Annotated in this window: 22 protein-coding genes; 7 read left to right on the top strand and 15 right to left on the bottom strand. The window is 56.2% G+C overall.

Going from position 1 to position 24,944, the window contains the following annotated elements:
• Positions 1-109: 109 nt before the first annotated feature.
• From thyA to rppH, 4 genes are all read right to left on the bottom strand, one after another.
• The gene (gene thyA / locus INF73_RS03915) at positions 110-904 is read right to left on the bottom strand and encodes a thymidylate synthase (RefSeq protein ID WP_013098550.1); all 795 of its coding nucleotides are present in this window, start codon (positions 902-904) and stop codon (positions 110-112) included.
• Between the two features lie 6 nt (positions 905-910).
• Positions 911-1,786, bottom strand: a complete 876-nt coding sequence (gene lgt, locus INF73_RS03920; protein WP_028014284.1) for a prolipoprotein diacylglyceryl transferase — start codon at positions 1,784-1,786, stop codon at positions 911-913.
• A gap of 192 nt (positions 1,787-1,978) precedes the next feature.
• Positions 1,979-4,225: a phosphoenolpyruvate--protein phosphotransferase gene (gene ptsP / locus INF73_RS03925; protein ID WP_028014285.1), complete on the bottom strand. Its 2,247-nt coding sequence runs from the start codon at positions 4,223-4,225 to the stop codon at positions 1,979-1,981.
• Between the two features lie 12 nt (positions 4,226-4,237).
• Positions 4,238-4,768: an RNA pyrophosphohydrolase gene (gene rppH, locus INF73_RS03930; RefSeq protein WP_013098553.1), complete on the bottom strand. Its 531-nt coding sequence runs from the start codon at positions 4,766-4,768 to the stop codon at positions 4,238-4,240.
• Between the two features lie 683 nt (positions 4,769-5,451).
• Between rppH and mutH the strand changes: the two genes are divergently transcribed.
• The 3 genes from mutH (at position 5,452) to INF73_RS03945 (ending at position 7,663) form a co-directional block, all read left to right on the top strand.
• Complete coding sequence (gene mutH / locus INF73_RS03935; protein WP_028014286.1) at positions 5,452-6,144, top strand: DNA mismatch repair endonuclease MutH; 693 nt, start codon at positions 5,452-5,454, stop codon at positions 6,142-6,144.
• Between the two features lie 128 nt (positions 6,145-6,272).
• Positions 6,273-6,491: a YgdI/YgdR family lipoprotein gene (locus tag INF73_RS03940; protein WP_014885085.1), complete on the top strand. Its 219-nt coding sequence runs from the start codon at positions 6,273-6,275 to the stop codon at positions 6,489-6,491.
• A gap of 131 nt (positions 6,492-6,622) precedes the next feature.
• The gene (locus tag INF73_RS03945) at positions 6,623-7,663 is read left to right on the top strand and encodes an NADP(H)-dependent aldo-keto reductase (protein WP_193541385.1); all 1,041 of its coding nucleotides are present in this window, start codon (positions 6,623-6,625) and stop codon (positions 7,661-7,663) included.
• A 46-nt stretch (positions 7,664-7,709) separates the two neighbouring features.
• Here the strand turns inward: INF73_RS03945 and lplT are convergent, their stop codons facing one another.
• On the bottom strand, positions 7,710-8,903 hold the full coding sequence (gene lplT / locus INF73_RS03950; RefSeq protein ID WP_028014288.1) for a lysophospholipid transporter LplT: 1,194 nt from the start codon (positions 8,901-8,903) through the stop codon (positions 7,710-7,712).
• Positions 8,896-11,055 (bottom strand): bifunctional acyl-ACP--phospholipid O-acyltransferase/long-chain-fatty-acid--ACP ligase, encoded by a 2,160-nt coding sequence (gene aas / locus INF73_RS03955; protein WP_193541383.1) that lies wholly within the window; start codon positions 11,053-11,055, stop codon positions 8,896-8,898. Before aas ends, lplT begins: the two co-directional genes overlap by 8 nt.
• Positions 11,056-11,678: 623 nt before the next feature.
• Between aas and galR the strand changes: the two genes are divergently transcribed.
• Positions 11,679-12,695 carry an HTH-type transcriptional regulator GalR gene (gene galR, locus INF73_RS03960; RefSeq protein WP_028014290.1) on the top strand — a complete coding sequence of 339 codons (1,017 nt, stop codon included), beginning with the start codon at positions 11,679-11,681 and terminating at the stop codon, positions 12,693-12,695.
• Here galR and INF73_RS03965 read toward each other — a convergent pair.
• Entirely contained in the window at positions 12,656-13,141 is a 486-nt protein-coding gene (locus tag INF73_RS03965) for a GNAT family N-acetyltransferase (protein WP_069732748.1), read from the bottom strand. The two genes, galR and INF73_RS03965, sit on opposite strands and share 40 nt — an antisense overlap.
• A gap of 220 nt (positions 13,142-13,361) precedes the next feature.
• On the opposite strand from INF73_RS03965, the gene INF73_RS03970 reads away from it, so the two are divergent.
• Positions 13,362-14,399: a LacI family DNA-binding transcriptional regulator gene (locus INF73_RS03970; protein WP_028014292.1), complete on the top strand. Its 1,038-nt coding sequence runs from the start codon at positions 13,362-13,364 to the stop codon at positions 14,397-14,399.
• Here INF73_RS03970 and lysA read toward each other — a convergent pair.
• Positions 14,369-15,631, bottom strand: coding sequence for a diaminopimelate decarboxylase (gene lysA / locus INF73_RS03975; RefSeq protein WP_045629967.1), 1,263 nt, complete (start codon positions 15,629-15,631; stop codon positions 14,369-14,371). The genes INF73_RS03970 and lysA overlap by 31 nt on opposite strands.
• A 122-nt stretch (positions 15,632-15,753) precedes the next feature.
• On the opposite strand from lysA, the gene INF73_RS03980 reads away from it, so the two are divergent.
• Positions 15,754-16,680, top strand: a complete 927-nt coding sequence (locus INF73_RS03980; RefSeq protein WP_193541381.1) for a LysR family transcriptional regulator — start codon at positions 15,754-15,756, stop codon at positions 16,678-16,680.
• On the opposite strand, the gene INF73_RS03985 is transcribed toward INF73_RS03980, so the two are convergent.
• Positions 16,675-17,367, bottom strand: a complete 693-nt coding sequence (locus tag INF73_RS03985; protein WP_193541455.1) for an aspartate/glutamate racemase — start codon at positions 17,365-17,367, stop codon at positions 16,675-16,677. The two genes, INF73_RS03980 and INF73_RS03985, sit on opposite strands and share 6 nt — an antisense overlap.
• A 133-nt stretch (positions 17,368-17,500) precedes the next feature.
• Between INF73_RS03985 and INF73_RS03990 the strand changes: the two genes are divergently transcribed.
• On the top strand, positions 17,501-17,824 hold the full coding sequence (locus tag INF73_RS03990) for a cupin domain-containing protein (RefSeq protein WP_045260914.1): 324 nt from the start codon (positions 17,501-17,503) through the stop codon (positions 17,822-17,824).
• Positions 17,825-17,861: 37 nt separating this feature from the next.
• On the opposite strand, the gene wzz(fepE) is transcribed toward INF73_RS03990, so the two are convergent.
• The 6 genes from wzz(fepE) to INF73_RS04020 all read right to left on the bottom strand — a co-directional run bounded on the left by wzz(fepE) (position 17,862) and on the right by INF73_RS04020 (position 24,936).
• A complete protein-coding gene (wzz(fepE), locus tag INF73_RS03995) occupies positions 17,862-18,986 on the bottom strand; it encodes an LPS O-antigen length regulator Wzz(fepE) (RefSeq protein WP_045260915.1) in 1,125 nt (374 codons plus the stop codon).
• 186 nt (positions 18,987-19,172) lie between these two features.
• Positions 19,173-20,588 (bottom strand): sugar porter family MFS transporter, encoded by a 1,416-nt coding sequence (locus tag INF73_RS04000; RefSeq protein WP_028014298.1) that lies wholly within the window; start codon positions 20,586-20,588, stop codon positions 19,173-19,175.
• Positions 20,589-20,900: 312 nt separating this feature from the next.
• Entirely contained in the window at positions 20,901-21,662 is a 762-nt protein-coding gene (gene kduD / locus INF73_RS04005) for a 2-dehydro-3-deoxy-D-gluconate 5-dehydrogenase KduD (protein WP_003862835.1), read from the bottom strand.
• Between the two features lie 63 nt (positions 21,663-21,725).
• The gene (gene kduI, locus INF73_RS04010) at positions 21,726-22,562 is read right to left on the bottom strand and encodes a 5-dehydro-4-deoxy-D-glucuronate isomerase (protein WP_193541379.1); all 837 of its coding nucleotides are present in this window, start codon (positions 22,560-22,562) and stop codon (positions 21,726-21,728) included.
• 235 nt (positions 22,563-22,797) lie between these two features.
• Positions 22,798-23,976 carry an acetyl-CoA C-acetyltransferase gene (locus INF73_RS04015; protein WP_028014300.1) on the bottom strand — a complete coding sequence of 393 codons (1,179 nt, stop codon included), beginning with the start codon at positions 23,974-23,976 and terminating at the stop codon, positions 22,798-22,800.
• A 93-nt stretch (positions 23,977-24,069) separates the two neighbouring features.
• Positions 24,070-24,936: a LysR family transcriptional regulator gene (locus INF73_RS04020; RefSeq protein WP_045629969.1), complete on the bottom strand. Its 867-nt coding sequence runs from the start codon at positions 24,934-24,936 to the stop codon at positions 24,070-24,072.
• Between the last annotated feature and the right edge of the window lie 8 nt (positions 24,937-24,944).

Raw genomic sequence — 24,944 nt, forward strand, 5'->3', positions numbered from 1 at the left:
AGGAGAGTTGCAGCGCGTTGCACGTTTTCTGGATAACGCCTCGGAAAATGGAATAAAGACGAAAAAAAACCGGCGCTAAACAGCACCGGTTATGTCACGCTTTACCGCATCAGATAGCGACAGGCGCTTTGATGCCAGGGTGCGGGTCGTAGCCCTCAATCTCAAAATCATCAAAGCGGTAATCGAAGATCGATTCCGGTTTGCGTTTGATAATCAGCTTCGGCAGCGCGCGCGGTTCACGAGTGAGCTGAAGATGCGTCTGTTCCATATGATTGCTGTAAAGATGGGTGTCCCCACCTGTCCAGACGAAATCACCCACTTCCAGGTCGCACTGCTGCGCCATCATGTGGACTAACAGAGCATAGCTGGCAATGTTAAACGGCAGGCCGAGGAACACGTCACAGGAGCGCTGGTAGAGCTGGCAGGAGAGCTTGCCGTCTGCGACATAGAACTGGAAGAACGCGTGGCACGGAGCCAGCGCCATTTTATCCAGCTCGCCCACGTTCCAGGCGGAAACGATGATTCGGCGCGAGTCCGGATCGTTTTTCAGCTGGTTCATCACGGTGGTGATCTGGTCAATATGGCGGCCATCAGGCGTTGGCCATGCGCGCCACTGCTTGCCGTAAACCGGGCCCAGGTTGCCGTTTTCATCTGCCCATTCGTCCCAGATGGAGACGTTATTTTCGTGCAGATACGCAACGTTGGTGTCGCCTTGCAGGAACCAGAGCAGTTCATGAATGATCGAGCGCAGGTGGCAGCGCTTCGTCGTCACCAGAGGGAAGCCTTCTTGCAGATTGAAGCGCATCTGGTGGCCAAAAATGGAGAGCGTACCGGTACCGGTACGGTCGTTTTTCGGCGTGCCCTCATCGAGCACTTTTTTCATCAATTCAAGATACTGTTTCATGGTTCCTCAGGAAAGTTGTTGCTGTGGACGACGACGATACGCCCAAATCATCATAATGGCACCCGCGACAATCATCGGAATGGAGAGGATCTGCCCCATGCTGATGTACTGTACCCATTCGCCGGTAAACTGCGCATCCGGCTGGCGGAAGAATTCAACGATGATGCGGAACGCGCCATAGCCAATCAGGAACAGTCCGGAAACAGCTCCCATCGGGCGCGGCTTGCGAATAAACAGGTTGAGGATGATAAACAGCACCACGCCTTCCAGCGCCAGCTCATACAGCTGGGACATATGACGCGGCAGCACGCCGTAGGTATCGAAAATGGACTGCCACTCCGGGTGCGACGGCAGCAGCGCGATATCCTCCGCGCGGGAGCCCGGGAAGAGCATCGTGTACGGCACGCTTGGGTCAACGCGGCCCCACAGCTCACCGTTAATAAAGTTGCCCAGACGACCCGCCCCCAGACCAAACGGGATCAGCGGTGCGATAAAATCTGACACCTGGAAGAAGTTGCGTTTGGTGCGTTTGGCAAAAATCACCATCACCAGGATCACCCCAATCAGGCCGCCGTGGAAGGACATGCCGCCGTCCCAGACGCGGAACAGGTAGAGGGGATCGTTCAGGAACACCGGGAAGTTATAGAACAGTACATACCCAATACGGCCACCGAGGAACACGCCGAGGAAGCCCGCGTACAGCAGGTTTTCAACTTCGTTTTTGGTCCAGCCGCTGCCAGGACGGCTGGCGCGACGGCCCGCGAGCCACATGGCAAAAATAAAGCCCACCAGGTACATCAGACCGTACCAGTGAAGCGAAACAGGTCCTACTGAGAAAATGACCGGATCAAACTCCGGAAAATGCAGATAACCACTGTTCATCTGTCACCACAAGATGTTGTTATTCCGCTGAAAGTGGACAGCGGTAGACATGCGATTCTGCCTTAAGCAGAGGCTCCAAAGTTGCGAATCATAGCATAAGGCGGGCGCGGAGGATGCGCCAGAGATGTAAAAGATGTGTATAGGGTTTTGTGCGCGCTGGCGCCCTCTCCACAAGGAGAGGACGAAAGACGATTAGCGACCACCGCGGATCAGGCCGCCCATACCGCGCCGTTCCATAAATGCCGCCACCTGGTGACGAACCTCTGCGGCCAGCTGCGCCTCAAGGCTGCGCTCAGCCAGCTCGCGGGCATCATTGATGTCGATATGCCGCAACAAATACTTCACGCGCGCTACTGCGCGGCCGTTCATTGACAGATGACGATACCCCAGACCAATCAGGATCGCGACGCACATCGAGTCTCCGGCCATTTCACCGCACAGGCGGAGATCAATACCGTACTGTTCAGCCTCACGGGCAATCATCGCCAGCGCGCGAATGATCGCCGGGTGCAGGCTATCGTAGATACTGGCGACGCGGGTGTTGTTCCGGTCGACGGCCAGAATATATTGCGTCAGGTCGTTGGTACCGACAGAGATAAAATCAACGCGATTTGCCAGCTGCGGCAGCATAAAGACCATAGATGGCACTTCGAGCATGACGCCGATCCGTGGTTTCGGGATCGCATAGCCAATCATCTCTTCCACTTCACGGCCAGCACGTTCGATCAGGCGCCGCGCTTCGTCGATTTCATCTATGCTGGTGACCATCGGCAGCAGGATACTGAGATTGCCCGTCGCGGCGTTGGCGCGCAGCATCGCGCGCACCTGGATCAGGAAGATCTCCGGCTGATCGAGCGTAATGCGGATCCCGCGCCAGCCCAGACACGGGTTCTCTTCGCTGATGGGCATATACGGCAGCTGTTTATCCGCCCCGACATCCAGGGTTCGCAGGGTGACAGGCTTGTCGTTGAACATCTGTAACATCCCCTGATACTGCGCCACCTGCTCCTCTTCGGAGGGGAAACCGCTCTGCAGCATGAAGGGGATTTCAGTGCGGTATAAACCGATCCCGTCGATTCGGCTGCCAAGCTTCTCTTCGTGCTCGGGGCTTAAGCCGGCGTTGAGCATGACTTTGATCCGCTCTCCGCTTTTAAGCTGCGCGGGCAGGTTAACGTCATCTTCCGCCAGCTTGCTTAATTCATTCTCTTCGCTGATGAGACGCTGATATTCCTGGAGCAGAACCGGCTCAGGATCGACCAGCAGTTCACCGCGGTAACCATCAACCACCAGCGTGCGGCGGTGCAGCACCGAGGGCTGAATATCCGCCCCCATAACGGTAGGGATACCGAGCGCGCGCACCATAATGGCGGCATGGGAGTTCGCTGCACCATCACGTACGACAACCCCGGCGAGTCTGTCCTGCGGCAGCTCGGCCAGCGTTGTTGCCGAAAGTTCATCGGCCACCAGCACAAACCGTTTTGGCCAGGCATTCGGCCCCTGAATAGTATCATCGAGGTGGAACAGTAGGCGCTGTCCCAGCGCGCGGAGATCTCCCGCCCGCTCTTTCAGATAACCGTCGGTCAGGGCAGCGAACTGCTCGGCAAATTTTTCGATGACCTTTTTAACCGCCCACTCCGCGACTGCGCCTTTATCAACCTCAGCAAAAAGCTCACGGCGCAGACGCGCGTCGGAAAGCAGGTGCGAGTAGAGGTCGAAGATGGCCGCCGTCTCTTTTTGCGCACCAGCGGCAAAGCGCTTGCTGTAGCGACGGAACTCATTGGCCGCCTCTTCCAGCGCGGCGGTAAGACGCTCGCGCTCCAGCGCTTCATCAAGCGTAGAGGCTTCGTAGACCTGCTCCATCAATGGCAGCGTGGCGTCCATCCAGCCTTCCGCAATCGCCACCCCTGGCGATGCCGGAAGGGCGCGAATGCGCGTATGGCGATACTGACCAAAGAGCGCGGCAAGCTGAGACTGGGAGAGGATCGCCGCCATCTGTGTCGCCAGCGTGACGAGGAAGGACTCTTCGCTTTCATCATACTGACGCAGCTCGCGCTGCTGGACGACCAGCACACCGAGTAGCTGACGGCGCTGAATAATCGGCACACCCAGAAACGCGCGGAAGCGTTCTTCTTTTACGGAAGGGATGTATTTAAAGCTGGGGTGTTTTTGCGCGTCGGCAAGGTTGATAGGTTCAGCCAGCCGCCCAACCAGCCCGACGATACCTTCATCAAATGCGAGCGTTACGGTGCGCCCCCGCGGCTTTTTCAAACCGCGGGTCGCCATCAGGTAATAGCAGCGCCGATCGTGGTCGGCCAGATACACCGAACAGACCTCGGTCTCCATCGCAAGACAGATGTCAGTGACCAGAATATTCAGCGCCTCGTTGAGGCGCGGAGCGCTGGCCACCTTCTCGACTATTTCTCGCAAGCGGGTGAGCATGATTTGCGTAGCTTAACCTCTTTTACGTCGCCAGGCAGGTGCGCTCTGCGGCTTAGGCGGGATCTCCTGAAGCTGCATCACCACACTTGCAAACTCTTTCATCACCCTACGGTAAACATCGCGCTTAAATGACACGACCTGACGAACAGGATACCAATAGCTCACCCAGCGCCAGCCATCGAACTCCGGCGTACTGCTGGTTTGCATATTGATGTCCGAATCGTTGCCCACCAACTGCAGAAGAAACCACTTCTGTTTCTGGCCGATACAAACCGGCTTTGTGTCCCAACGCACCAAACGTTTCGGTAACTTGTAACGCAACCAGTTGCGGGTCGAGGCAAGGATGCGAACATCTTTTCGGCTTAAACCGACCTCTTCAAAAAGCTCCCGGTACATCGCTTGTTCTGGGGACTCTCCCGGATTGATCCCGCCTTGCGGGAACTGCCAGGAGTGCTGACCATATCGACGGGCCCACATGACCTGGCCCTGACGATTACAAATTACTATTCCTACGTTCGGGCGGTAGCCATCGTCATCAATCACCGGACTACCCCAAACTAAACCTTATATATGAATGATTGTTTCACACTACAGTGAGGCGGTAAACCACTCTCTTACAGGCCTGCAACCTAATAACATTTGAATAACTCACAAATAAGCGCATAGTTATAAACAGATGTGCGGTCTTGAGGGCAATTTTATTCACCTTTTCTGTGGATATAGTTGTGAAGAAGTGTCTGATTACCGATGAACAACCTGAAATGGCCTCTGCCCTCCCGTTTCTCACCTTCAACATAACAATATATTTTTCATGATCTTATATTCATATCGACAAACAAAATGCAGAATAGCGTGACGATCGTCACAGCAGGGATCGTCGTGCTGATGAAAGATCGAACAGCGTCGGTTTTATCCACAGATTGTGCCAATAAGTTAGGCACAGTTTGTCTGAAATTTGGATTTTCGTCGCACGTCAAGGCTGTAAATTGAAACAGTAGTCAGGGTTATGCCCAGTTATCCCATTTTTCTGTGGATAACATGGTGTAAGATCCTGTTTATTGTCAGTGACCAGATTTGAACAACCCGTTTTGCGTCCCTGATGAAACCGTGAAAAATTCATAAAAAAACCTATAAATCATGCACATGGAATATTGGTACAGAAAAAGTTAAACTCTATCCACAGGGGACTGTTTCTTCGTTTATTTTTTAATCAAAAGGTTATCGTCATGCATCCGCTTTCACCCTTGCTCTCACCGCCTTCGAGCGAAAGCCAGTTGCTACAGCAGGCTCAGCGCCTTGCAGGCTTCTCGCTGGGCGAACTGGCGGCGATGGCAGGGCTACAGATCCCGAAGGATCTGAAACGAGATAAGGGCTGGATCGGCATGCTTCTGGAGCTGTGGCTGGGCGCAAGCGCCGGGAGCAAGCCAGAGCAAGATTTCGCGGCCCTTGGCGTAGAGTTAAAAACTATTCCTATCGACCGTCAGGGTCGGCCCCTGGAGACTACCTTTGTCTGCGTTGCGCCCTTAACCGGCAATACCGGCGTAACGTGGGAAACCAGCCACGTGCGCCATAAGCTGAATCGCGTGCTTTGGGTTCCGGTTGAAGGCGAACGGCAGATCCCTTTGGCTGAACGCCGCGTTGGCGCGCCGCTGCTCTGGAGCCCGGATGAAGAAGAGGAGCATCAGCTGCGCCTGGACTGGGAAGAACTGATGGACATGATTGTGCTCGGTCAGGTCGAGCGAATTACCGCCCGGCACGGAGAAGTGTTACAGCTGCGCCCGAAAGCGGCAAACAGCAAAGCGCTTACCGAGGCGATCGGCGCGATGGGCGAACCTATACTGACGCTGCCGCGCGGCTTTTATCTCAAAAAAAATTTCACCGGCGCGCTGCTTGCTCGTCATTTCTTACTTAAAACTTAGTTTTTTACTTATTTTGCGAGCTCACAAACATAATCGCCTGGTTTTTAAGATTTTACCGCTTCACCCTGTTGCTATAACGGGTTAATACTACACTATGATTTGATACGAGCCAGATGAGGACGATAACGATGAAAAAATGGGCGGTGTTAATTTCAGCAGTCGGGTTGGCGTTTGCCGTTTCGGGCTGCAGCAGCGATTACGTCATGGCGACGAAAGACGGCCGGATGATCCTGACTGACGGTAAACCTGAAGTCGACGATGATACCGGTCTGGTCAGCTACCACGACCAGGCAGGCAATAAAATGCAGATCAATCGCGACGAAGTCTCGCAAATTATTGAGCGATAACAGTCGGAGGTCAGTAGCCTACTGGCCTTTTTGATTTTTTTCTTCCCCTTTTGCTTCCCCTCTGCCATGTTTATATTCCTTTGTCGGGAGGTTCCTGACGCGGTCTACATGTCTATTGAAGGAAGCCGGCTATGCATTATCACCGTATCCCCCACAGCGCTCTGGAGATAAGTCAACTGGGGTTGGGCACGATGACATTTGGTGAACAAAACAGCGAAGCCGATGCCCATGCACAACTCGATTATGCCGTCAGCCAGGGGATTAACCTGATTGATGTCGCAGAGATGTACCCTGTGCCTCCACGCCCTGAAACGCAGGGACTTACCGAAACCTATGTCGGTAACTGGCTGGCAAAACGCGGTAACCGTGAAAAGCTGGTTATCGCCTCGAAAGTGAGTGGCCCCGCGCGAAACAACGATGCCGGGATCCGCCCAAACCAAATCCTCGATCGCAAAAATATCCGCGCCGCGCTGGACGCGAGCCTGGAGCGCCTGCAAACCGACTATCTCGACCTTTACCAGGTCCACTGGCCGCAGCGTCCAACCAACTGTTTTGGCAAGCTCGGCTACAGCTGGAACGAGAGCGCCCCCGCCGTTACGCTGCTGGAAACGCTGGAGGCGCTCACGGAGTGCCAGCGCGCGGGAAAAATCCGCTACATTGGCGTGTCCAACGAAACGGCCTTTGGCGTAATGCGCTATCTGCACCTGGCGGATAAACACGATCTGCCGCGCATCGTCACCATCCAGAACCCGTACAGCCTGCTTAACCGCAGCTACGAGGTGGGGCTGGCCGAAGTGACGCAATATGAGGAAGTGGAACTGCTCGCCTATTCATGCCTCGGTTTCGGCACCCTGACGGGGAAATACCTGAACGGTGCGAAACCGGCCGGGGCGCGTAATACCCTCTTTAGCCGCTTTACCCGCTACAGCGGCGAGCAGACGCAGAAAGCCGTTGCAGCCTATGTGGATATCGCGAAGCGCCACGGCCTTGATCCGGCGCAGATGGCGCTGGCTTTCGTGCGCCGTCAGCCGTTTGTTGCCAGTACCCTGCTTGGCGCGACGACCATGGAACAGCTGAAAACTAACATTGAGAGTTTCCATCTGAACCTGAGTGAAGAGGTATTAGCGGAGATTGAAGCGGTGCATCAGGTTTATACTTATCCTGCGCCGTAGCCTGATGCTTTTGCCGGGTAAGGCGAAGCCGCCACCCGGCTACTTATTAACGGCGACGCTGCCAGATCCACAATCCCGCAATCGCCGCCGCGAACAGCCCACCAAATCCGACGCCAATCGCCACCACCGGGACACCCACTTTTACCGCCAGCGAGTAGAGCCCCAGCATTAACAGCATGGCCAGGTTTTCACCGAGATTTTGAACTGCAATGGCATTCCCCGCCCCGACGGTCTGCTTGCCACGCTCCTGGAGTAACGCATTCAGCGGTACCACAAAGAAGCCCCCCAGAATACCAATCAGGATCAACAGAGCATAAGCGGGCAATAACGCATGTTGCAGCGAGAAAATAAGCACCACGAGGCCAATCAGGATCCCCGCTGGCATGCAGCGTGCGACCGTTTCAAGCGTCACCAGCTTCGCCGCCGCGCCCGCGCCAGCCACAATCCCGATAGCCACCATCGCATTCAGATAGGTCGGCGTCGCATTGTCGGTGATCCCCAGCGCCACCGGTACCCACAGAACCAGCAGGAAGCGCAGCGTGACGCCCGCCCCCCAGAACATACTGGTTCCCATCAGGGAGAAGCGCGTTTCCCCGTTACGCCACAGCACGCGGCACGCGTTAAAGAAACTGCCGGTCATCGGTTTAAAGCGCCAGGACTGGCCCGGGCGAGCCACCGGCAGCTTCGGAATAAACAGGTTAGCCACGACCGCCCCACCATACACCACTGCACACACGCCCAGGGCCGCCAGAACATGCCAGTCGGCCAGCACGCCACCCGCGACGGAGCCGAGGAGGATAGCGGCAATCGTTGACGACTCCATCAGACCGTTGGCCTTCACCAGCTTATCGCCCGTGGTCAGCTCCCCGAGGATGCCATACTTCGCCGGAGAGTAGGCGGCAGCGCCGATACCCACCAGCGTATAGCCAATAAACGGATTGAAGCCGAAGCAGATACTGGCAGCGCCCAGCAGCTTGAGACCGTTGGCAAACATCATCACCCGGCCTTTCGGGAAGCTGTCCGCCACCTGTCCCACAAACGGGGCAAAGATAATGTAAGCGCCCACAAACACCATCTGCAGGATCGGCTGACTCCAGTCAGGGTAAAACTCGGCTTTCAGCAGCGCCAGCGTGGCAAACAGCAGCGCGTTATCACCGAACGCAGAGAGAAACTGCGCGGCGATGACGGCCATCATGCCTTTTGAACGCAGCGAGGTGTTAGTGTGTACTGACTCACGCATTATGCTGCTCCGCCTCTTCAACCATACCTTTCAGGGTCACGAAATCGGGCTTGCCGCTACCCAGCACCGGAAGCTGCTTCAGGTGGCGAATATCGCGCGGCACGGCCAGTTCAGGAATACCGTGTTCACGCGCATAGCTCAGTAACCTGTCGCGCTTAAGCTCAGCATCAGTGGTAAACAGCACCAGCGCCTCGCCTTTGCTGGCATCGCTCTTCACGACCGTGGCGTGCATCTTCTCGGCGGACACGGCCGTCGCCAGCTGTTCAACCATTTCCAGAGAGACCATCTCACCGGCGATTTTGGCGAAGCGTTTTGCGCGCCCCTGAATCTGTACAAAGCCTTGCTCATCGAAACGAACGATGTCGCCGGTGTCGTACCAGCCGGTTTCAATCTCGCCGTTGACGTTTTCCGCCGTTGGCGCTTCCAGCACGCCCGGGTTTTCCACGCGCAGGTAACCGTTCATCACGTTCGGCCCTTTCAGCTGCAGGCGGCCACCGTCCTCAATGCCCGGCACCGCCAGCAAGCGCGCATCCATCCCCGGCAGAATTCGGCCCACCGTTCCCGGTTTCGCCGCCATCGGTACGTTGATCGAGACAACGGGCGCGCACTCGGTAACGCCATAACCTTCAAGAATGCGCAGGCCAAACTTGTCCTGCCAGATCTGACGCGTGCTCTCCTGCAGCTTTTCCGCACCGGCCACCACATACCGCACGCGATAGAAGTCATACGGATTGGCGAAACGCGCGTAGTTGCCGAGGAACGTTGAGGTGCCGAACAGAACGGTGCAGTTACGGTCATACACCAGCTCCGGCACGATGCGGTAGTGCAGCGGGCTGGGATAGAGGAACACCTCGGCACCGGTCAGCAGCGGCGTGAACAGCCCCACCGTCAGGCCAAAGGAGTGGAACAGCGGCAGCGCCGACATAAAACGGTCATTCGCGGTAAAGTCGGCAATGCTTTTGATCTGCTCAACGTTCGCCAGAATACTCTTGTGGCTGTGGACGACGCCTTTCGGGTTACCCTCCGAACCCGACGTGAAAAGGATAATCGCGTCATCTTCCGGCTGCTGTTTGACCTGAGCCAGATGCGGCACCAGCAGATGCGCAAAAATCCACAGCTTGTCGCCGGTGGTCACGTCCGCTTTTAGATCTTCCAGGAAGACCCAGCGTACCTGGGTCAGCTGTTCCGGCAGATGCCACAGCTTGCCTTTGTCCAGAAACTGTCGGGAGGTAAAGACGGTATTGATTTGGGCGGCGGTAATGGCGCTGGTCAGCCCCTTCACGCCCGCCGTGTAGTTCATCATCGCCGGAATGCGGCCACGGGAAACCGCACCAAAAATCACCGCCGCGCTGATGCCCGCGTTTGGCAGCATCAGGCCGATCTTTTCGCCCTTTTTGCTGTACTTCTCAAGAATGCGGCCCACGAACAGCGTCTTGGTCAGCAGTTTACGATAGGTATCCGGGGTAAAGTTAATGTCTTCAATGCAGTTTTTCTTCGCGCCGTAGCGGTACTTCGCCGAAAGCAGGGATTCATACAGCGTTTCGCGCGGACGAACGGCCATGCGCGCTTCCATCATAATCTGGTGCAGCATTTCCCCGGCGATTTTACGGCGATCGCGGGCACGCGGCGCTTCCGGCATCGGTAACGACGTTGGCGGCAGGATATGCAGCGTGATTTTAGGGAACAGACGCTGCTTCACCAGCCCCTTAAGGCGGCTGAAATGGGTCAACTCTGCGCCTTCAATGCGCAGCGGCACCACGGTCGCGTTTGATTTCGCCGCGACAAACCCCGCGCCGTCGTAGATTTTCATCAGCGAACCGGTCACTGAAATGCGCCCTTCCGGGAAAATGACCACCGGACGCCCCTGCTCTACCAGACGCACCAGGTGTTTAATCATCATCGGCTTTGTCGGGTCAAGCGGTACGAAATCGATCAGTGGGGTGAGCCAGCGCATATACCACTGCTGGCTGATGGAGGTATAGACCGCAAACACCGGACGCACGGGCAGAAACAGCGCAAGCAGGATGCCGTCTATAAAGGAAACATGATTGGGTGTGATGAGAACGCGCTCGCCGCGAAGCGCCTGTGCATCGCCAGTGACGCGGATGCGAAAAAGAATACGGAACAGTGTACGGAAAAACCCAAATAGCATCTCAACTCCCTTTGCCAGACAGTGTGGTGGGTTGACAGTAAATGGTGGCAGATTACACGAGAAGTGATACGGGAGCGACAGCAAAAGTGGAGGCGAAAAAAAACCTGCGCATCCGCGCAGGCTGGTGCAAGAGATGAGTACGAAACCGTACTAAGAATTCTCACCAATCAATACCTCTGGGATCTTGATTGTGGCTGTTGACCCTGCGCTTCGCCAGCAGGAAAACGCAAGGGAATGAGCCGAAATGCAACCAGGTGTGAATATTCTCTTTTGCTGTTACAGGTTGAACTGTCAGGCAAAAAAAACCTGCGTAAGAACGCAGGCTGGTGTAAGTCGTGTTAATCAACCGGAGTTGATTCCACCTATCAATACCTCTGGGATCTCGACTCTACCAACCTCTTTAACGTCATCGCCACCGGACAATCGCAACAGCCTGAGGCAAAGTGTAACTAAAGGTTCAGAATGACATTCTTCTGACATGACCAGGCGTGTAACGATTACACTACCAGGGTTGGTCTGCGTCACGTTTGTGGCGCGCGGAAACCGGCTTCCCTTGAATGGACGTCACTTTTCCGCAACACTATTCAGTGTGTAAACGCTTACCCCAAATAAGAAGGTTATAAATGGCGACAATAAAGGATGTGGCTCGTCTGGCAGGTGTGTCGGTAGCCACCGTCTCCCGCGTGATTAATGATTCACCCAAAGCCAGTGACGCATCACGCCAGGCGGTACAAAGCGCCATGGAAACCCTGAACTACCATCCGAATGCCAACGCCCGCGCGCTCGCCCAGCAGTCAACAGAGACTATTGGGCTGGTGGTGGGAGACGTTTCCGACCCCTTTTTCGGTGCCATGGTTAAAGCGGTAGAACAGGTCTCTTATCAGACGGGTAATTTTTTGCTGATCGGCAATGGCTATCATAATGAACAAAAAGAACGCCAGGCCATTGAGCAGCTGATCCGCCACCGCTGCGCTGCGCTGGTGGTACACGCCAAAATGATCCCGGATGCCGAGCTAATTCACCTGATGAAGCAGATGCCCGGCATGGTGATTATCAACCGTATTATCCCCGGCTTTGAAAAACGCTGTGTAGCCCTCGACGACCGCTACGGCGCCTGGCTTGCGACCCGTCATCTGATTCAACAGGGTCATACCCGGATTGGCTATCTCTGCTCCAATCACCCCATTTCTGATGCGGAAGACCGCCTGCAGGGCTACTACGACGCCCTGCGCGAAAACGGTCTGCCGTGCAATGACCGCCTGGTGGCCTACGGTGAACCGGATGAGAGCGGCGGCGAACAGGCCATGACGGAGCTGCTGGGTCGCGGACGGAATTTCACCGCGGTCGCCAGCTATAACGATTCGATGGCTGCCGGGGCAATGGGCGTCATGAATGACAACGGGATCGAGGTGCCAGCGGAAATCTCGCTGATTGGCTTCGACGATGTTTTGGTCTCCCGGTACGTGCGCCCGCGCCTGACCACCGTACGCTACCCCATCATCACGATGGCCACCCAGGCCGCAGAGCTGGCGCTGGCGCTGGCCGAACAACGCCAGCCGCCGGAGATTACCCATCTCTTCAGCCCAACGTTAGTGCGCCGTCACTCCGTTGCAGCGCCCGCTGACGCGCAGAGCGAATAGCGATACAGGTGTACCGTTTTATCCGGATACTCCAGCCCATCGCCAATATACTGCCAGCCGTAACGTTCATAGAAGTCGCGGCAGGCAGACCAGAGATGAAGTTCCTCGTACCCGGCCCGTGCGGCGAAGCGAATAACATGCTGCTGTAACTTTCCTGCCAGCCCCTTGCCGCGCGCCGCGTCATCAACGTAGAGCGCCGCCAGCCACGGACAGAGATCCTGACGGGTAATCAAATCACAGCGCCAGAGTCCCACCGTCCCGAGAAGCCGTTCATCCTCTACGGCGATAAAGGTCAGCGGCAGGGCACCCGGCGTCTGGCTGTGCTCGACGATGCTATGGAAAAAATCCCGCGCAAGCCCCTCGCCAAAGGCCTGCCAGAGCCAGTCGGTGACCTGCTCCGCATAGTGCGGTGCCTCGTAAAGCGGGAGAATGACGGTCTTTTTCACGTTTCACCTGCGTTTTTAATGATTATGCTGGCCTGACGCCTCCAGCCCGGTTTGGCGATTATTTTACCAGAGTCAGACTATTTAGTTTTACTTCCCGCAGGCCAGGCGAATCGTGACCAAAAAGCGTGATCGTGGCAGAAGTTTTGCGCTTCCCGCATCGCTTATACGCTGTCAGGTCTGTGTTAAACTGCAAACCATTACGTGGAAGCAGGAATGTAGAATGGCAACAATGCTGGATGTCTCACTGCGCGCGGGCGTGTCGAAGGCTACCGTCTCGCGCGTGCTGAACGGCACAGGTCAGGTTAAAGAGAGCACGCGTCAGCAGGTCTTTGCTGCGATGGAAGAGCTGGGCTACCGCCCAAACTTTCTCGCGCGTTCGCTGGCTAACCAGACCAGCAACAGCATTGGTCTGGTCGTCTCTACCTTCGACGGCTTTTACTTTGGTCGTCTTTTGCAGCAGGCGTCGCGGCAGACCGAAACCCACGGGAAACAGCTGATCGTCACCGACGGTCACGACGCGCCAGAGCAGGAAGAGCAGGCGGTGCAAATGCTGGCCGACCGCCAGTGCGATGCCATCGTGCTTTACACGCGCTATATGAGCGAAAAAGCGATCATCAAGCTGATTAATACCGTGCAAACGCCGCTGGTGGTCATCAACCGTGAAGTCAGCCAGGCACCGGAGCGCTGCGTGTTCTTCGAACAGCAGGATGCCGCGTTTAAGGCGGTGGATTACCTGATCAATCAGGGCCACCGGGAGATCGCCTGCATTACCGTTCCGATCCACACCCCCACGGGTAAAGCGCGGCTGATGGGCTACCGTAAGGCGCTTGAAAAGCACGGCATTCGTCTGGACGAGCGTCGAATAAAGTACGGTGATGCGGGAATGACGCGGGGCTATGAGCTGTGTAAGGAGCTGATTGCTGAAGGGGTGTCGTTCAGCGCGCTGTTTGCCTGTAACGATGATATGGCGCTGGGCGCGTCCAAAGCGCTGCATCAGGCAGGGCTTAAGATCCCGCAGGATATCTCCCTGTTCGGCTTTGACGATGCCCCAAGCGCGAAGTGGCTGGAGCCTGCGCTGTCGTCGGTTTATCTGCCGATAGATAACATGATCGTCACGGCTATCGATCAGGCGATCCGACTGGCGAAGAACCAGCCGGTCGATGCGATCCCGCCGTTTACCGGCACGCTGGTATTACGCGATTCGGTCACAACGGGGCCGTACTTTAATCAAACGAGTTCCAGCGCCAGCAGTTCCTGAATGGTCTGGCGACGACGGATCAGCCGCGCCTTGCCGTTATCAAACAGCACTTCCGGCAGCAGCGGACGGCTGTTGTAGTTCGAGGACATAGACGCCCCGTACGCCCCGGTGTCGTGCAGCACCAGGTAATCGCCCGGCTTCACCTCGGGCAGCGCGCGGGTTTCAACTTTGCCGCCTTCCTGCTGGGTAAACACATCACCGGATTCACACAGCGGGCCTGCGACCACCGTCTCGCGGCGCGGCGCGTGCGTTAAATCGCGGCCATCGGCAGCCAGGGCAGTAATGTGATGGTAGCTGCCGTACATGGACGGACGCATCAGGTCGTTAAAGCCCGCATCAATCAGCACGAAGTGGCGGGAGCCCATCTCTTTGACGCTGCGCACCTGCGCCACCAGCACGCCGGCTTCGGCTACCAGGAAACGACCCGGCTCAATTTCCAGCTTCACGGCATGGCCCAGATGCGCGGCAATTTGATCGCGCGCGGCGCTCCACAGGCCGTAATAGTGATCGGTGTCGATCGCCTCTTCCCCTTCACGATAAGGAATGGAAAGACCGCCACCGGCGGAGATCGCCTCCAGATCCTGACCGAAGTCGACAACCTGGCGCACCATCGCCCCGCACACCTGCTCCAGGTGCCCGTAATCGACGCCGGAGCCAATGTGCATATGAATACCGACCAGCTTCAGGCTGTAGCGCTGCAGTACCTCAAGCGCGGCAGGCATATCGGCATACCAGATCCCGTGCTTGCTGTTTTCGCCCCCGGTGTTGGTTTTTTGGCTATGGCCATGTCCAAAGCCCGGGTTGACGCGCAGCCAGACGCGATGGCCGGGTGAAACCTGCCCAAGCTGCTCCAGCATATCCACAGAACCGGCGTTCACCGGCACCTGCAGTTCATGCACGCGCGCAAGCGTTGCGTCGTCGATCACATCCGCGGTAAAGACGATCGCGTCAGGATCGGTTTTCGGATCAAAGCCTGCCGCCAGCGCACGCTCGATTTCACCCAGCGATACGGAGTCAACCTTCACGCCCTGCTCGCGCATCAGGCGCAGAATATGAATATTGGAGCAGGCCTTCTGGGCAAAACGCACCACGTCAAACTGATGCAGGGCGGCGATCTTCTCGCGAACGATCTGCGCGTCGTAGACCCATACCGGGCAGCCAAACTCGGCGGGCAGGCGCAGCAGGTTTTCAGCGTTCAAATCGGTATCCGTCTGGTTGAGCGGGCGTGGCATGGTCTTCTCCGGTTCAATTCATTTTTTATGATTACGCCACAGCGGAAGCAGAATAAAAAATATCGTTTTATCGCGAGTCTATGCAAAAATGATATGGACAGTTCCTTGCTTTCAGGTGCCCTATGCCCGCCGTCAATTTACGCCACATCGAGATTTTTCACGCCGTGATGACCGCCGGCAATCTCACCGAAGCCGCGCAGATGCTGCATACCTCGCAGCCGACGGTCAGCCGCGAGCTGGCGCGCTTCGAGAAAGTGCTGGGGCTGAAGCTGTTCGAACGCGCCCGGGGCAGGCTTCACCCGACGGTGCAGGGGTTGCGCCTGTTTGAGGAAGTGCAGCGCTCATGGTACGGGCTGGACAGAATCGTCAGCGCGGCGGAAAGCCTGCGCGAGTTTCGTCAGGGCGAGCTGTCGATTGTCTGCCTGCCCGTCTTCTCTCAGTCCTTCTTACCGACGCTGCTCCAGCCTTTTCTGGCCCGCTATCCTGAGGTCAATCTCACCATCGTCCCGCAGGAGTCGCCTCTGCTTGAAGAGTGGCTGTCGGCACAGCGCCACGATCTCGGGTTAACCGAAACCCTCTCGACACCCGCAGGAACGGCGCGCACGGAACTGCTCGCGCTGGATGAAGTGTGCGTTCTGCCCGCCGGGCATCGGCTTGCCCACAAAGCAGTGCTGACGCCCGCGGATTTTCATGGTGAAAACTACATTAGCCTGTCGCAAACGGACAGCTACCGGCAACTGCTGGATACGCTTTTTTCTGAGCATCAGGTGAAGCGGCGGATGGTGGTTGAAACCCACAGCGCGGCGTCAATATGCGCGATGGTGCGCGCGGGCGTTGGCGTTGCGGTCGTCAATCCGCTTACGGCGATGGACTATGCAGGAAGCGGGATCGTCATCCGCCGTTTTAGCGTTTCCGTCCCGTTCACCGTAAGCCTTATCCGCCCGCTGCACCGTCCGGCTTCCGCGCTGGTGGACGCATTCACCGAACACTTAGTTGAGCATGCGCGTCAGGTAGCGCTTCGCTTACCTGACCTGCAAAACCCGTTATGACAGCATAAATTCCACGGCATCTGCCGCGTGAATGGCCGCGGTATCAAACACCGGGATGGGGCTTCGTTCGCCCGGCACCAGCAAACCGATCTCCGTGCAGCCGAAAATCACCCCTTCAGCCCCCTGCTGCGCCAGTTTATCTATTACGCTGACGTAATATGCGCGGGAGGTTTCGCTGAAGGTTCCGAGGCAGAGCTCGTCGAAGATAATCTGATTGATGCGCGCCCGGTCCCCCTCATCCGGGATCAGGCTTTCAATCCCAAACTCGCTGTGCAAGCGCCCGCGATAGAAATCCTGCTCCATGGTGTAACGTGTGCCCAGCAAGGCCACGCGCGACATTCCCGAAGCGCGAATGGCGCGTCCGGTGGCGTCCGCGATGTGCAGGAACGGCAGCGAACAGCGCGCTTCAATGTGCGAGGCCACTTTGTGCATCGTGTTGGTACACAGCAGAATGCCCTGCGCCCCCGCACGCTCCAGCCCCAGCGCGGCATCAGCCAGGATTTCTCCGGCTTTATCCCATTCGCCGCTCGACTGGCAGGCTTCGATTTCATGAAAATCAACGCTGTGCAGCAGCAGGCTCGCGGAGTGCAGGCCGCCCAGACACTGCTTTACGCCTTCGTTAATCAGGCGGTAATAAGGGATTGTCGATTCCCAGCTCATCCCACCTATCAGGCCAATCGTTTTCATCATCGCTCCTTATCTGTTTAAGCCAGTGAAGCAAACTTGTGATCCTGTTTCCAGTTCTTTATTACGTCGTTTTCTTTTTAAGCTGGCCAATGTAAATTAAATAAAACACTGTTTTATTATGAAGGGCAAAGCCATGTTTATGTTCCACAAAGAGACCGCGTCTGAAGATCTGGGGAACGGCGTTACGCGTCGCGTGCTGGCCCACGGCGGCAGGATGATGGCGGTTGAAGTACAGTTTGAGCAGGGCGCGATTGGCCCACTGCATAACCACCCGCACGAACAGTTAACCTATGTTCTCTCTGGTGAATTTGAGTTTACCATTGGTGAAGAGAAGCATGTCGTGACGGCGGGAGATACCCTCTACAAAAAACCACATGTGATGCACGGCTGCGTCTGCCTCAGGGCCGGCACGCTGCTGGACACCTTTACGCCTGTTCGCGAGGATTTCCTGAAATAAAAAAGGCGCTGTTGCAGCGCCTTCATGTGTGCAGAATTTATTCCGTTACCGGCTCTGGCAATGGGTTTCGGCTGAGCATGGCCTCACGGAGTAATACGCTGCCGCAGGCAAACAGAGCGCCAAGGATCGCCGCCAGAATGACAATCATGCCTGTGCCCGGGCCGTCTTTTTTCACCGGCATCGATGGCGAAAGCTGATACCTGAATGGCTCAAGCTTAACGTCTGCGAAGGAGAGTTGTTTCAGCTGCGCCAGGTAATATTCCCGGTTCTGGAAGTCCGCGTTCAGCTCCGTCACATCCTTCAGATTTTTTTCAATCCTTAGCTTTTCCGCGATACCGTCAGCCCCGAGCGCAACGGAGTAATCCGGATCGTCTTTTATCCCCTGTCCGTTGCTATAAACGGGCTTCTTAATGCCCGCCGCATTCGCCACTTCCAGCGAATAGTTCAGCCGCTGCAGGTTGGTGTTATGTACATTGGTCAGACGAACGCGGTCGAGCGTCAGCTGCTGCTCTACCTCGTTCGTTTTGAGGGCGATCTGGTTGCGGATATTCTGCACCGTTTCTTTCTCAACAATTGCCGAGATATAGTTGATATACCCCTCCAGAACGGATTGGGCATCGGCTGCGGTCGGCGCGGTGAAGCTCAATGTCCAGGAGACGAAAGGCGCTTTATCCGCATCTTTTCCCTGAACATCATTCACCGCTTTCATTTTGTCTGCAATATTGACAACCGCACGGTGCAGTTCAAGCGGGTCCACTTGCGCATTTTTGAGCTGCGCCATCACGTAAGGGGAAGAGGTCATATACTCTTCAAGCAATGACTGCGACTGGAATTTTTTAATAAACAGGTCAAAGACTTCCTGACGGGTAACCGGCACCTTCACATCAAGAACCTGCAGCGCAACCATCATCTGGCTCAGCGGGTTCCACTGTGTCTGTTCCGCCGGAGTGATCACCGCTTTACTGGTCCATTTTTGCGGCAGTAGAAGCGCAATTGCCAGACCTGCCAGCGCGAAAACAAAGATAATGGTGGCAATGCGTTTTTTCGCGGTAATCAGAATATCTAACAGGCCCAGAAGATCGATCTCTTTTGAACTGACTGCTGGAGGAGCATATGAGGAAAAATCGAGGTCCGTATTTTTTTTGAAATCCATTGCTGACATAGCCGTTCTTCTGTTTCGGGTGCAGTAAATTCCTGCCGGGTGAGTTCAGTTGCCCGATAATACAAGAAACTAAGAATAATCTGAACGCGTGAATGGACTATCTGAGGAATTGCTATCAAAGTTGGTAGTTATTCAGCATCACGCTAACAAAACGCCGGGTGGCGCTGCGCTTACCCGGCATTAACCTTACACGCCGATATTTCGCAGTTTCTCCCCGCTCATCAGCTTGCGTTCAATATGTTCCAGCGTCACGCCTTTGGTTTCTGGAATTAGCCAGAATGTCACGCCAATAAACGCCACGTTCAGCACCGTATAGAGCCAGAAGGTTCCCGCCGCGCCAATCGCATCCAGCAACGTCAGGAAGGTCGCACCGATGATCATGTTCGACACCCAATTGGTGGTGGTGGAACAGGTGATACCAAAATCGCGACATTTTAGCGGCTGAATTTCAGAGCACAGGATCCACACCACCGGCGCGGCGCTCATCGCGTAGCCAGCAATACACATCATGGTCATGCCCACGGAGAGCCAGGAGAGGCCGCTGGACGCCGTGCCGTTATCAAACTGCATCAGGCAGTAGCCGAGGATCAACGTACCGAGCGCCATCACGCTAAAGCCAATTTTCAGCGCAGGCTTACGACCGGCCTTATCGACGGTGAACACCGCAATAAAGGTGGCGAACATAAAGGTCAGCCCCACCACCAGCGTGGCGATCATCTGCTGTTCGGTGGTGGTAAAACCGGCCATTTTGAAGATGCGCGGGGCGTAATACATGATGATGTTCATCCCCGTGAACTGCTGCATCGCCTGCAGCAACATGCCGAGGAACACCGCGCGGCGCACGTTGCGGTTAGCCTTAAACAGTGACCAGCCGCCCTGCTTCAGCTTCAGGCTTTCGCGGATCTCGTTCAGCTCTTCACGCGCTTTCTCAGACGTGTCGCGCAGCATGCGCAGCACCTCTTCCGCTTCCACGTGACGCCCTTTTTGCGCCAGCCAGCGCGGACTGTTGGGCAGGAAGATCACTAAAACAATCAGCACTACCGCAGGCAGCGCCAGCACGCCGAGCATCGCCCGCCAGTTACCGCTGTAGCTGAAGTAGGTGTCAGACAGGAACGCCAGCACGATGCCCAGCGTCACCATCAGCTGGTACATGCTAATCATCTTGCCGCGCACGTTCTCGCTCGCCATTTCGGAGAGATACAGCGGCGCGGTGTAGGAGGCAATCCCCACCGCCACGCCCAGCAGCACGCGGGAGAGCAGCAGCACTTCAACGTTAGTGGCAAACGCCGAACCAATGGACCCGGCAACAAACAGGACCGCCCCGACCATCAGGCTGTATTTACGCCCAAGGCGGAACGAAAGCCAGCCGTTAAACAGCGCACCGATGGCCGCGCCGAGCATCATGCTGCTCACCACCCACTCCTGCAGGCGGTTACTCAGCGTAAAGTGATCGGTAATAAACGGCAGCGCCCCGGCGATCACGCCGATATCCAGGCCGAACAACAAACCGGCCACGGCTGCCGCAATGGAGACAAACTGGTTCATGCGGCGGGTATCGCGCAGCGCGGCGGGCATCAGGGTAGAGTCATTTATAGATGTCATATTTTTCCTGCCTCAACAGCAAAATTCGTTAAATGAAATTACGAGATAGCGGGAAAAAGTGTCAGGGCGGAATTCGTGAAGATATGGATTATTTCGCTATGGCATAGCGATATGTGATGGACATTACAATTTCAACTAATGCTGGATAATCACCTGATATTACTAACTCCTTAATTTTTAAATAATAAAAGTGTGATGGCAGTCGTCTATGATTTTTAAGTATGGATTTTTCGTGTTTATCAATATGGACTTTGACAAATTTTAAGCAAAAAAACCTCCGCCGAAGAGCAGAGGTATTTGTCATAAGTTAGGTTATCGCGCCAGCCAGCCGCCATCAACCGCGACGGTATAACCATTGATATAGTCCGATGCCGGGGAAGCCAGGAACACTACCGGCCCCATCAGATCGCTCGGCAGCCCCCAGCGGCCCGCCGGAATACGCTCCAGGATCGCCGCACTGCGTTCTTCGTCCGCGCGAAGCTGCTGGGTGTTGTTGGTGGCCATGTAGCCCGGCGCAATCGCGTTGACGTTGATGTTGTGCTGCGCCCATTCGTTCGCCAGCAGGCGGGTCACGCCCATCACCGCGCTTTTCGACGCGGTGTAAGACGGCACGCGGATGCCGCCCTGGAAGGAGAGCATCGAGGCGATGTTAATGATCTTGCCGCCCTTGCCCTGCGCGATGAAGTGCTTCGCCGCCGCCTGGGACATAAAGAACACGCTCTTGATGTTCAGGTTCATGACATCGTCCCAGTCGGTCTCGCTGAAGTTAATCGCGTCTTCACGGCGGATCAGCCCCGCGTTGTTGACCAGAATGTCGATATGGCCAAATTCCGCCACCGCGCGATCCAGCAGCTCCGGAATGGCGTCGATTTTACGCAGGTCGGCGGTCAGGCTGAGAAAACGGCGGCCCAGCGCGGTTACGCGTTCGATGGTTTCCGTGGGCTCAACGATGTTAATACCGACGATATCACAGCCCGCTTCCGCCAGGCCTAACGCCATCCCCTGGCCCAGTCCGGTGTCACACCCGGAAACCACGGCCACTTTACCCTGCAGAGAAAATGCATCCAGAATCATGTTTGTTCCTTACTCTTTCAGCGCCTGTCATCAACAGGCAGATGTATGCTTAACTGCCCGCGACTAGCGCAGATCCTTAACCGCGACGTGGTCCATGTCATCGAAGACCTGGTTTTCTCCAACCATCCCCCAGATGAAGGTATAGGCTTTCGTCCCCACGCCGGAGTGAATAGACCAGCTGGGTGAAATCACCGCCTGCTCGTTATGCATGACGATATGACGGGTTTCCTGAGGCTGTCCCATCATGTGGAACACGCAGGCGTCGTCATCCATGTTGAAGTAGAAGTAGACTTCCATACGGCGTTCGTGGGTATGGCACGGCATGGTGTTCCACAGGTTGCCCGGGGCCAGTTCGGTCAGACCCATGCTGAGCTGGCAGGTTTCCAGCACATCCGGCACGAAGTATTTATTGATGGTGCGGCGGTTGCTGGTGAGGTTGTCGCCCAGCGTCACGGGCGCAACGTCTGCGGGCGTTACTTTTTTGGTTGGATAAGCGGTGTGCGCCGGGGCGCAGTTGTAGTAAAACTTCGCGGGTTTACCGCCGTCGATGCTGGCAAAGACCACCTCTTTCACCCCTTTGCCGACGTACAGCCCGTCGCGGTGGCCAATCTCGTAGCACTGGCCGTCCACGGTAATCGTGCCCGGCCCGCCAATATTAATCACGCCCAGTTCACGACGCTCCAGGAAGTAGCTTACGCCCAGCTGCTTGCCTACTTCACCGCCCACGGAGACGGTTTTCGCCACCGGCATAATGCCGCCCACGATAATGCGGTCGATGTGGCTATAGACCATGGTGTACTTATCGGCTTCGAACACCTGCTCAATTAAAAACTCGCTGCGCAGTCCCTGAGTATCCAGCGTTTTGGCGTGCGCGCTGTGGATGCTTTGTCTGACGTCCACGGTAACCTCCAGATGTGGTCATGCCCGAAGGCAGAAATTAAACGAAACGACGTTTCGTTTTATGATGAACACATACTAGCGGCATAAAATAGGGTTTTCAATTGCAATTAAAACAACGTTTCATTTTTTATTTTTGTTTATAACAGAAATGACGCGCGGATCACGATTACTTCCCATGAAGAGAAGAACACGATAAAAAAAACCTCCCGAAGGAGGTTTTTTAAGTGGTGAGAAATTAGCGTTCGATGGCGAGCGCCACGCCCTGTCCGCCGCCTATACAGAGGGTAGCGATCCCTTTGCGCGCGTTTCGCTTTTTCATTTCGTGGACCAGCGAAACCAGGATTCGGCAGCCGGACGCGCCGATGGGATGCCCTAACGCAATTGCACCGCCGTTCACGTTGACCCGCAGCGGATCCCACTCCAGCATTTTGCCGACCGAGATCGCCTGCGCGGCAAAGGCTTCGTTCACTTCGATCAGATCGACATCCGAAAGCTGCCACCCTGCGCGCTCCAGGCAGCGACGGGTAGCGTAGACCGGCGCAATCCCCATCAACGCAGGATCCACGCCCACGCTGGCAAACGCCTTAATGCGGGCCAGCACGGGGAGATCGAGCTCAAGGGCTTTGCTTTCGCTCATCATCATCACGGCGGCGGCACCGTCGTTAATGGACGAGGCATTGCCCGCGGTGACCGAGCCCTGCGTTTCAAACGCGGGGTTCAGTCTCGCCAGGCCTTCCGCGCTGGCATCCGTGCGCGGCTGTTCATCGGTATCGACGACGATCGCCTCGCCGTTCTGACGCTGCGTGCTGACCGGGACAATCTCGTCGCGAAAGCGACCGGAATCAATCGCGGCACGCGCTTTTTGCTGCGAACTGAGCGCATAGGCGTCCTGCAATTCGCGACTAATGCCGTACTCGCGCGCCAGGTTTTCTGCCGTCACGCCCATATGATAGTCGTTGAACGCATCCCACAGCCCGTCATGCACGAGGCTGTCGAGCAGCTGGCTGTTACCCAGCTGCGCGCCGGTTCGGCTATCGGTGAGAACGTGCGGCGCGCGGCTCATGTTCTCTTGTCCGCCAGCTATAACCACATCCGCTTCACCGCACTGAATGGCCTGGGTGGCGAGATGCAGCGCTTTTAACCCTGAACCACAGACGTCGTTGATGGTAATGGCGGAAACGGTGTTGGGCAGCCCGCCCTTCAGCGCCGCCTGACGCGCAGGGTTTTGCCCGGCACCGGCCGTAAGAACCTGCCCCAGGATCACCTCATCAACTTCATGGGCTGCGATCCCGCTACGTTCCACCAGCGCTTTAACGACCACGCTGCCCAGGTCAACCGCCGAGTGACGCGCAAGCGCTCCCTGAAAACAGCCGATAGCCGTACGCAACGCACCCACTATTACGACATCTTTCATCACGACCTCTGTGTTAAATGACATGACGATAGTAGAGGATTGTTACTGGCAATTATCTTAATTGTTTAAAAATAGTGAGTTTAATCACAAGGATTAGCGTGCATCCTGCAGATACTGCCGTAGCCAGCTTCCGGCCACGCCGGGAGGGGATCGTTTATTCCACAGCAGATCGATGCCGATCGCCCGTGGCCAGCCGGGAACATTGAGCTGTACCAGCGACTTCGCAGCGGCGAATTCATCCACCAGCGCGCACGGCAGCACGCACCAGCCGAACCCCTGGACGGCCATACTCAACAGTAACAGGTAGTTCGGCGCTGACCAGACGGGCCCGCGCGCGATCTCAGCCTCGCGCTCAAGGTAGGTGCTGAGCCTCAGCTCCCGCCAGCCGTGCAGCTCGTCGCTCTGCACCTCGTGTTGTCCGGCGAGCGGATGCGTGGTCGCGGCATATATCGCCATTCGGGTCTGCACCGGCAGCCGGGTAGCGCCAATATCCGTAGGATAACCGTCTCGCGCTTCCGTCAGCCCCACCTGCGCGCGCTCCTTTTGCAGCAGATCGATCACGTCCTCTTCCTCGCCAATCAGGCATTCGAATTCCGTGTGGGGAAAGCGAGCGTCAAACTGCTTCATCAGATCTTCAAGCACGTCGGGGTTGAGGGTATCGGAGAGGACAAACGTCAGACGCGCCTCCGTTTGTGCCGTTAACGACACCGCCAGCTCATCCAGCCGCGTGCTGGCGGCGAGAATGGCCTGCACATAGCCCAGTACCTGTTCCCCCTGGACCGTTAACACCGGCTGGCGCGCCGAGCGGTCAAACAGTTCGAAACCCAGATCGGCTTCAAGATTGGCAATGGAGGTGCTGATCGTCGACTGGCTTTTACGCAGCCTGCGCGCGGCAGCAGAGAAAGAGCCTGCCGCAACGGTCTCAACAAACGCGGTAAGAGCTTCAGGTGAATAGCGCATAAACTATC

Origin of the sequence: Enterobacter cloacae complex sp. P6RS (assembly GCF_014982245.1) — a bacterium.
Taxonomy (GTDB): Bacteria; Pseudomonadota; Gammaproteobacteria; order Enterobacterales; family Enterobacteriaceae; genus Enterobacter; species Enterobacter bugandensis.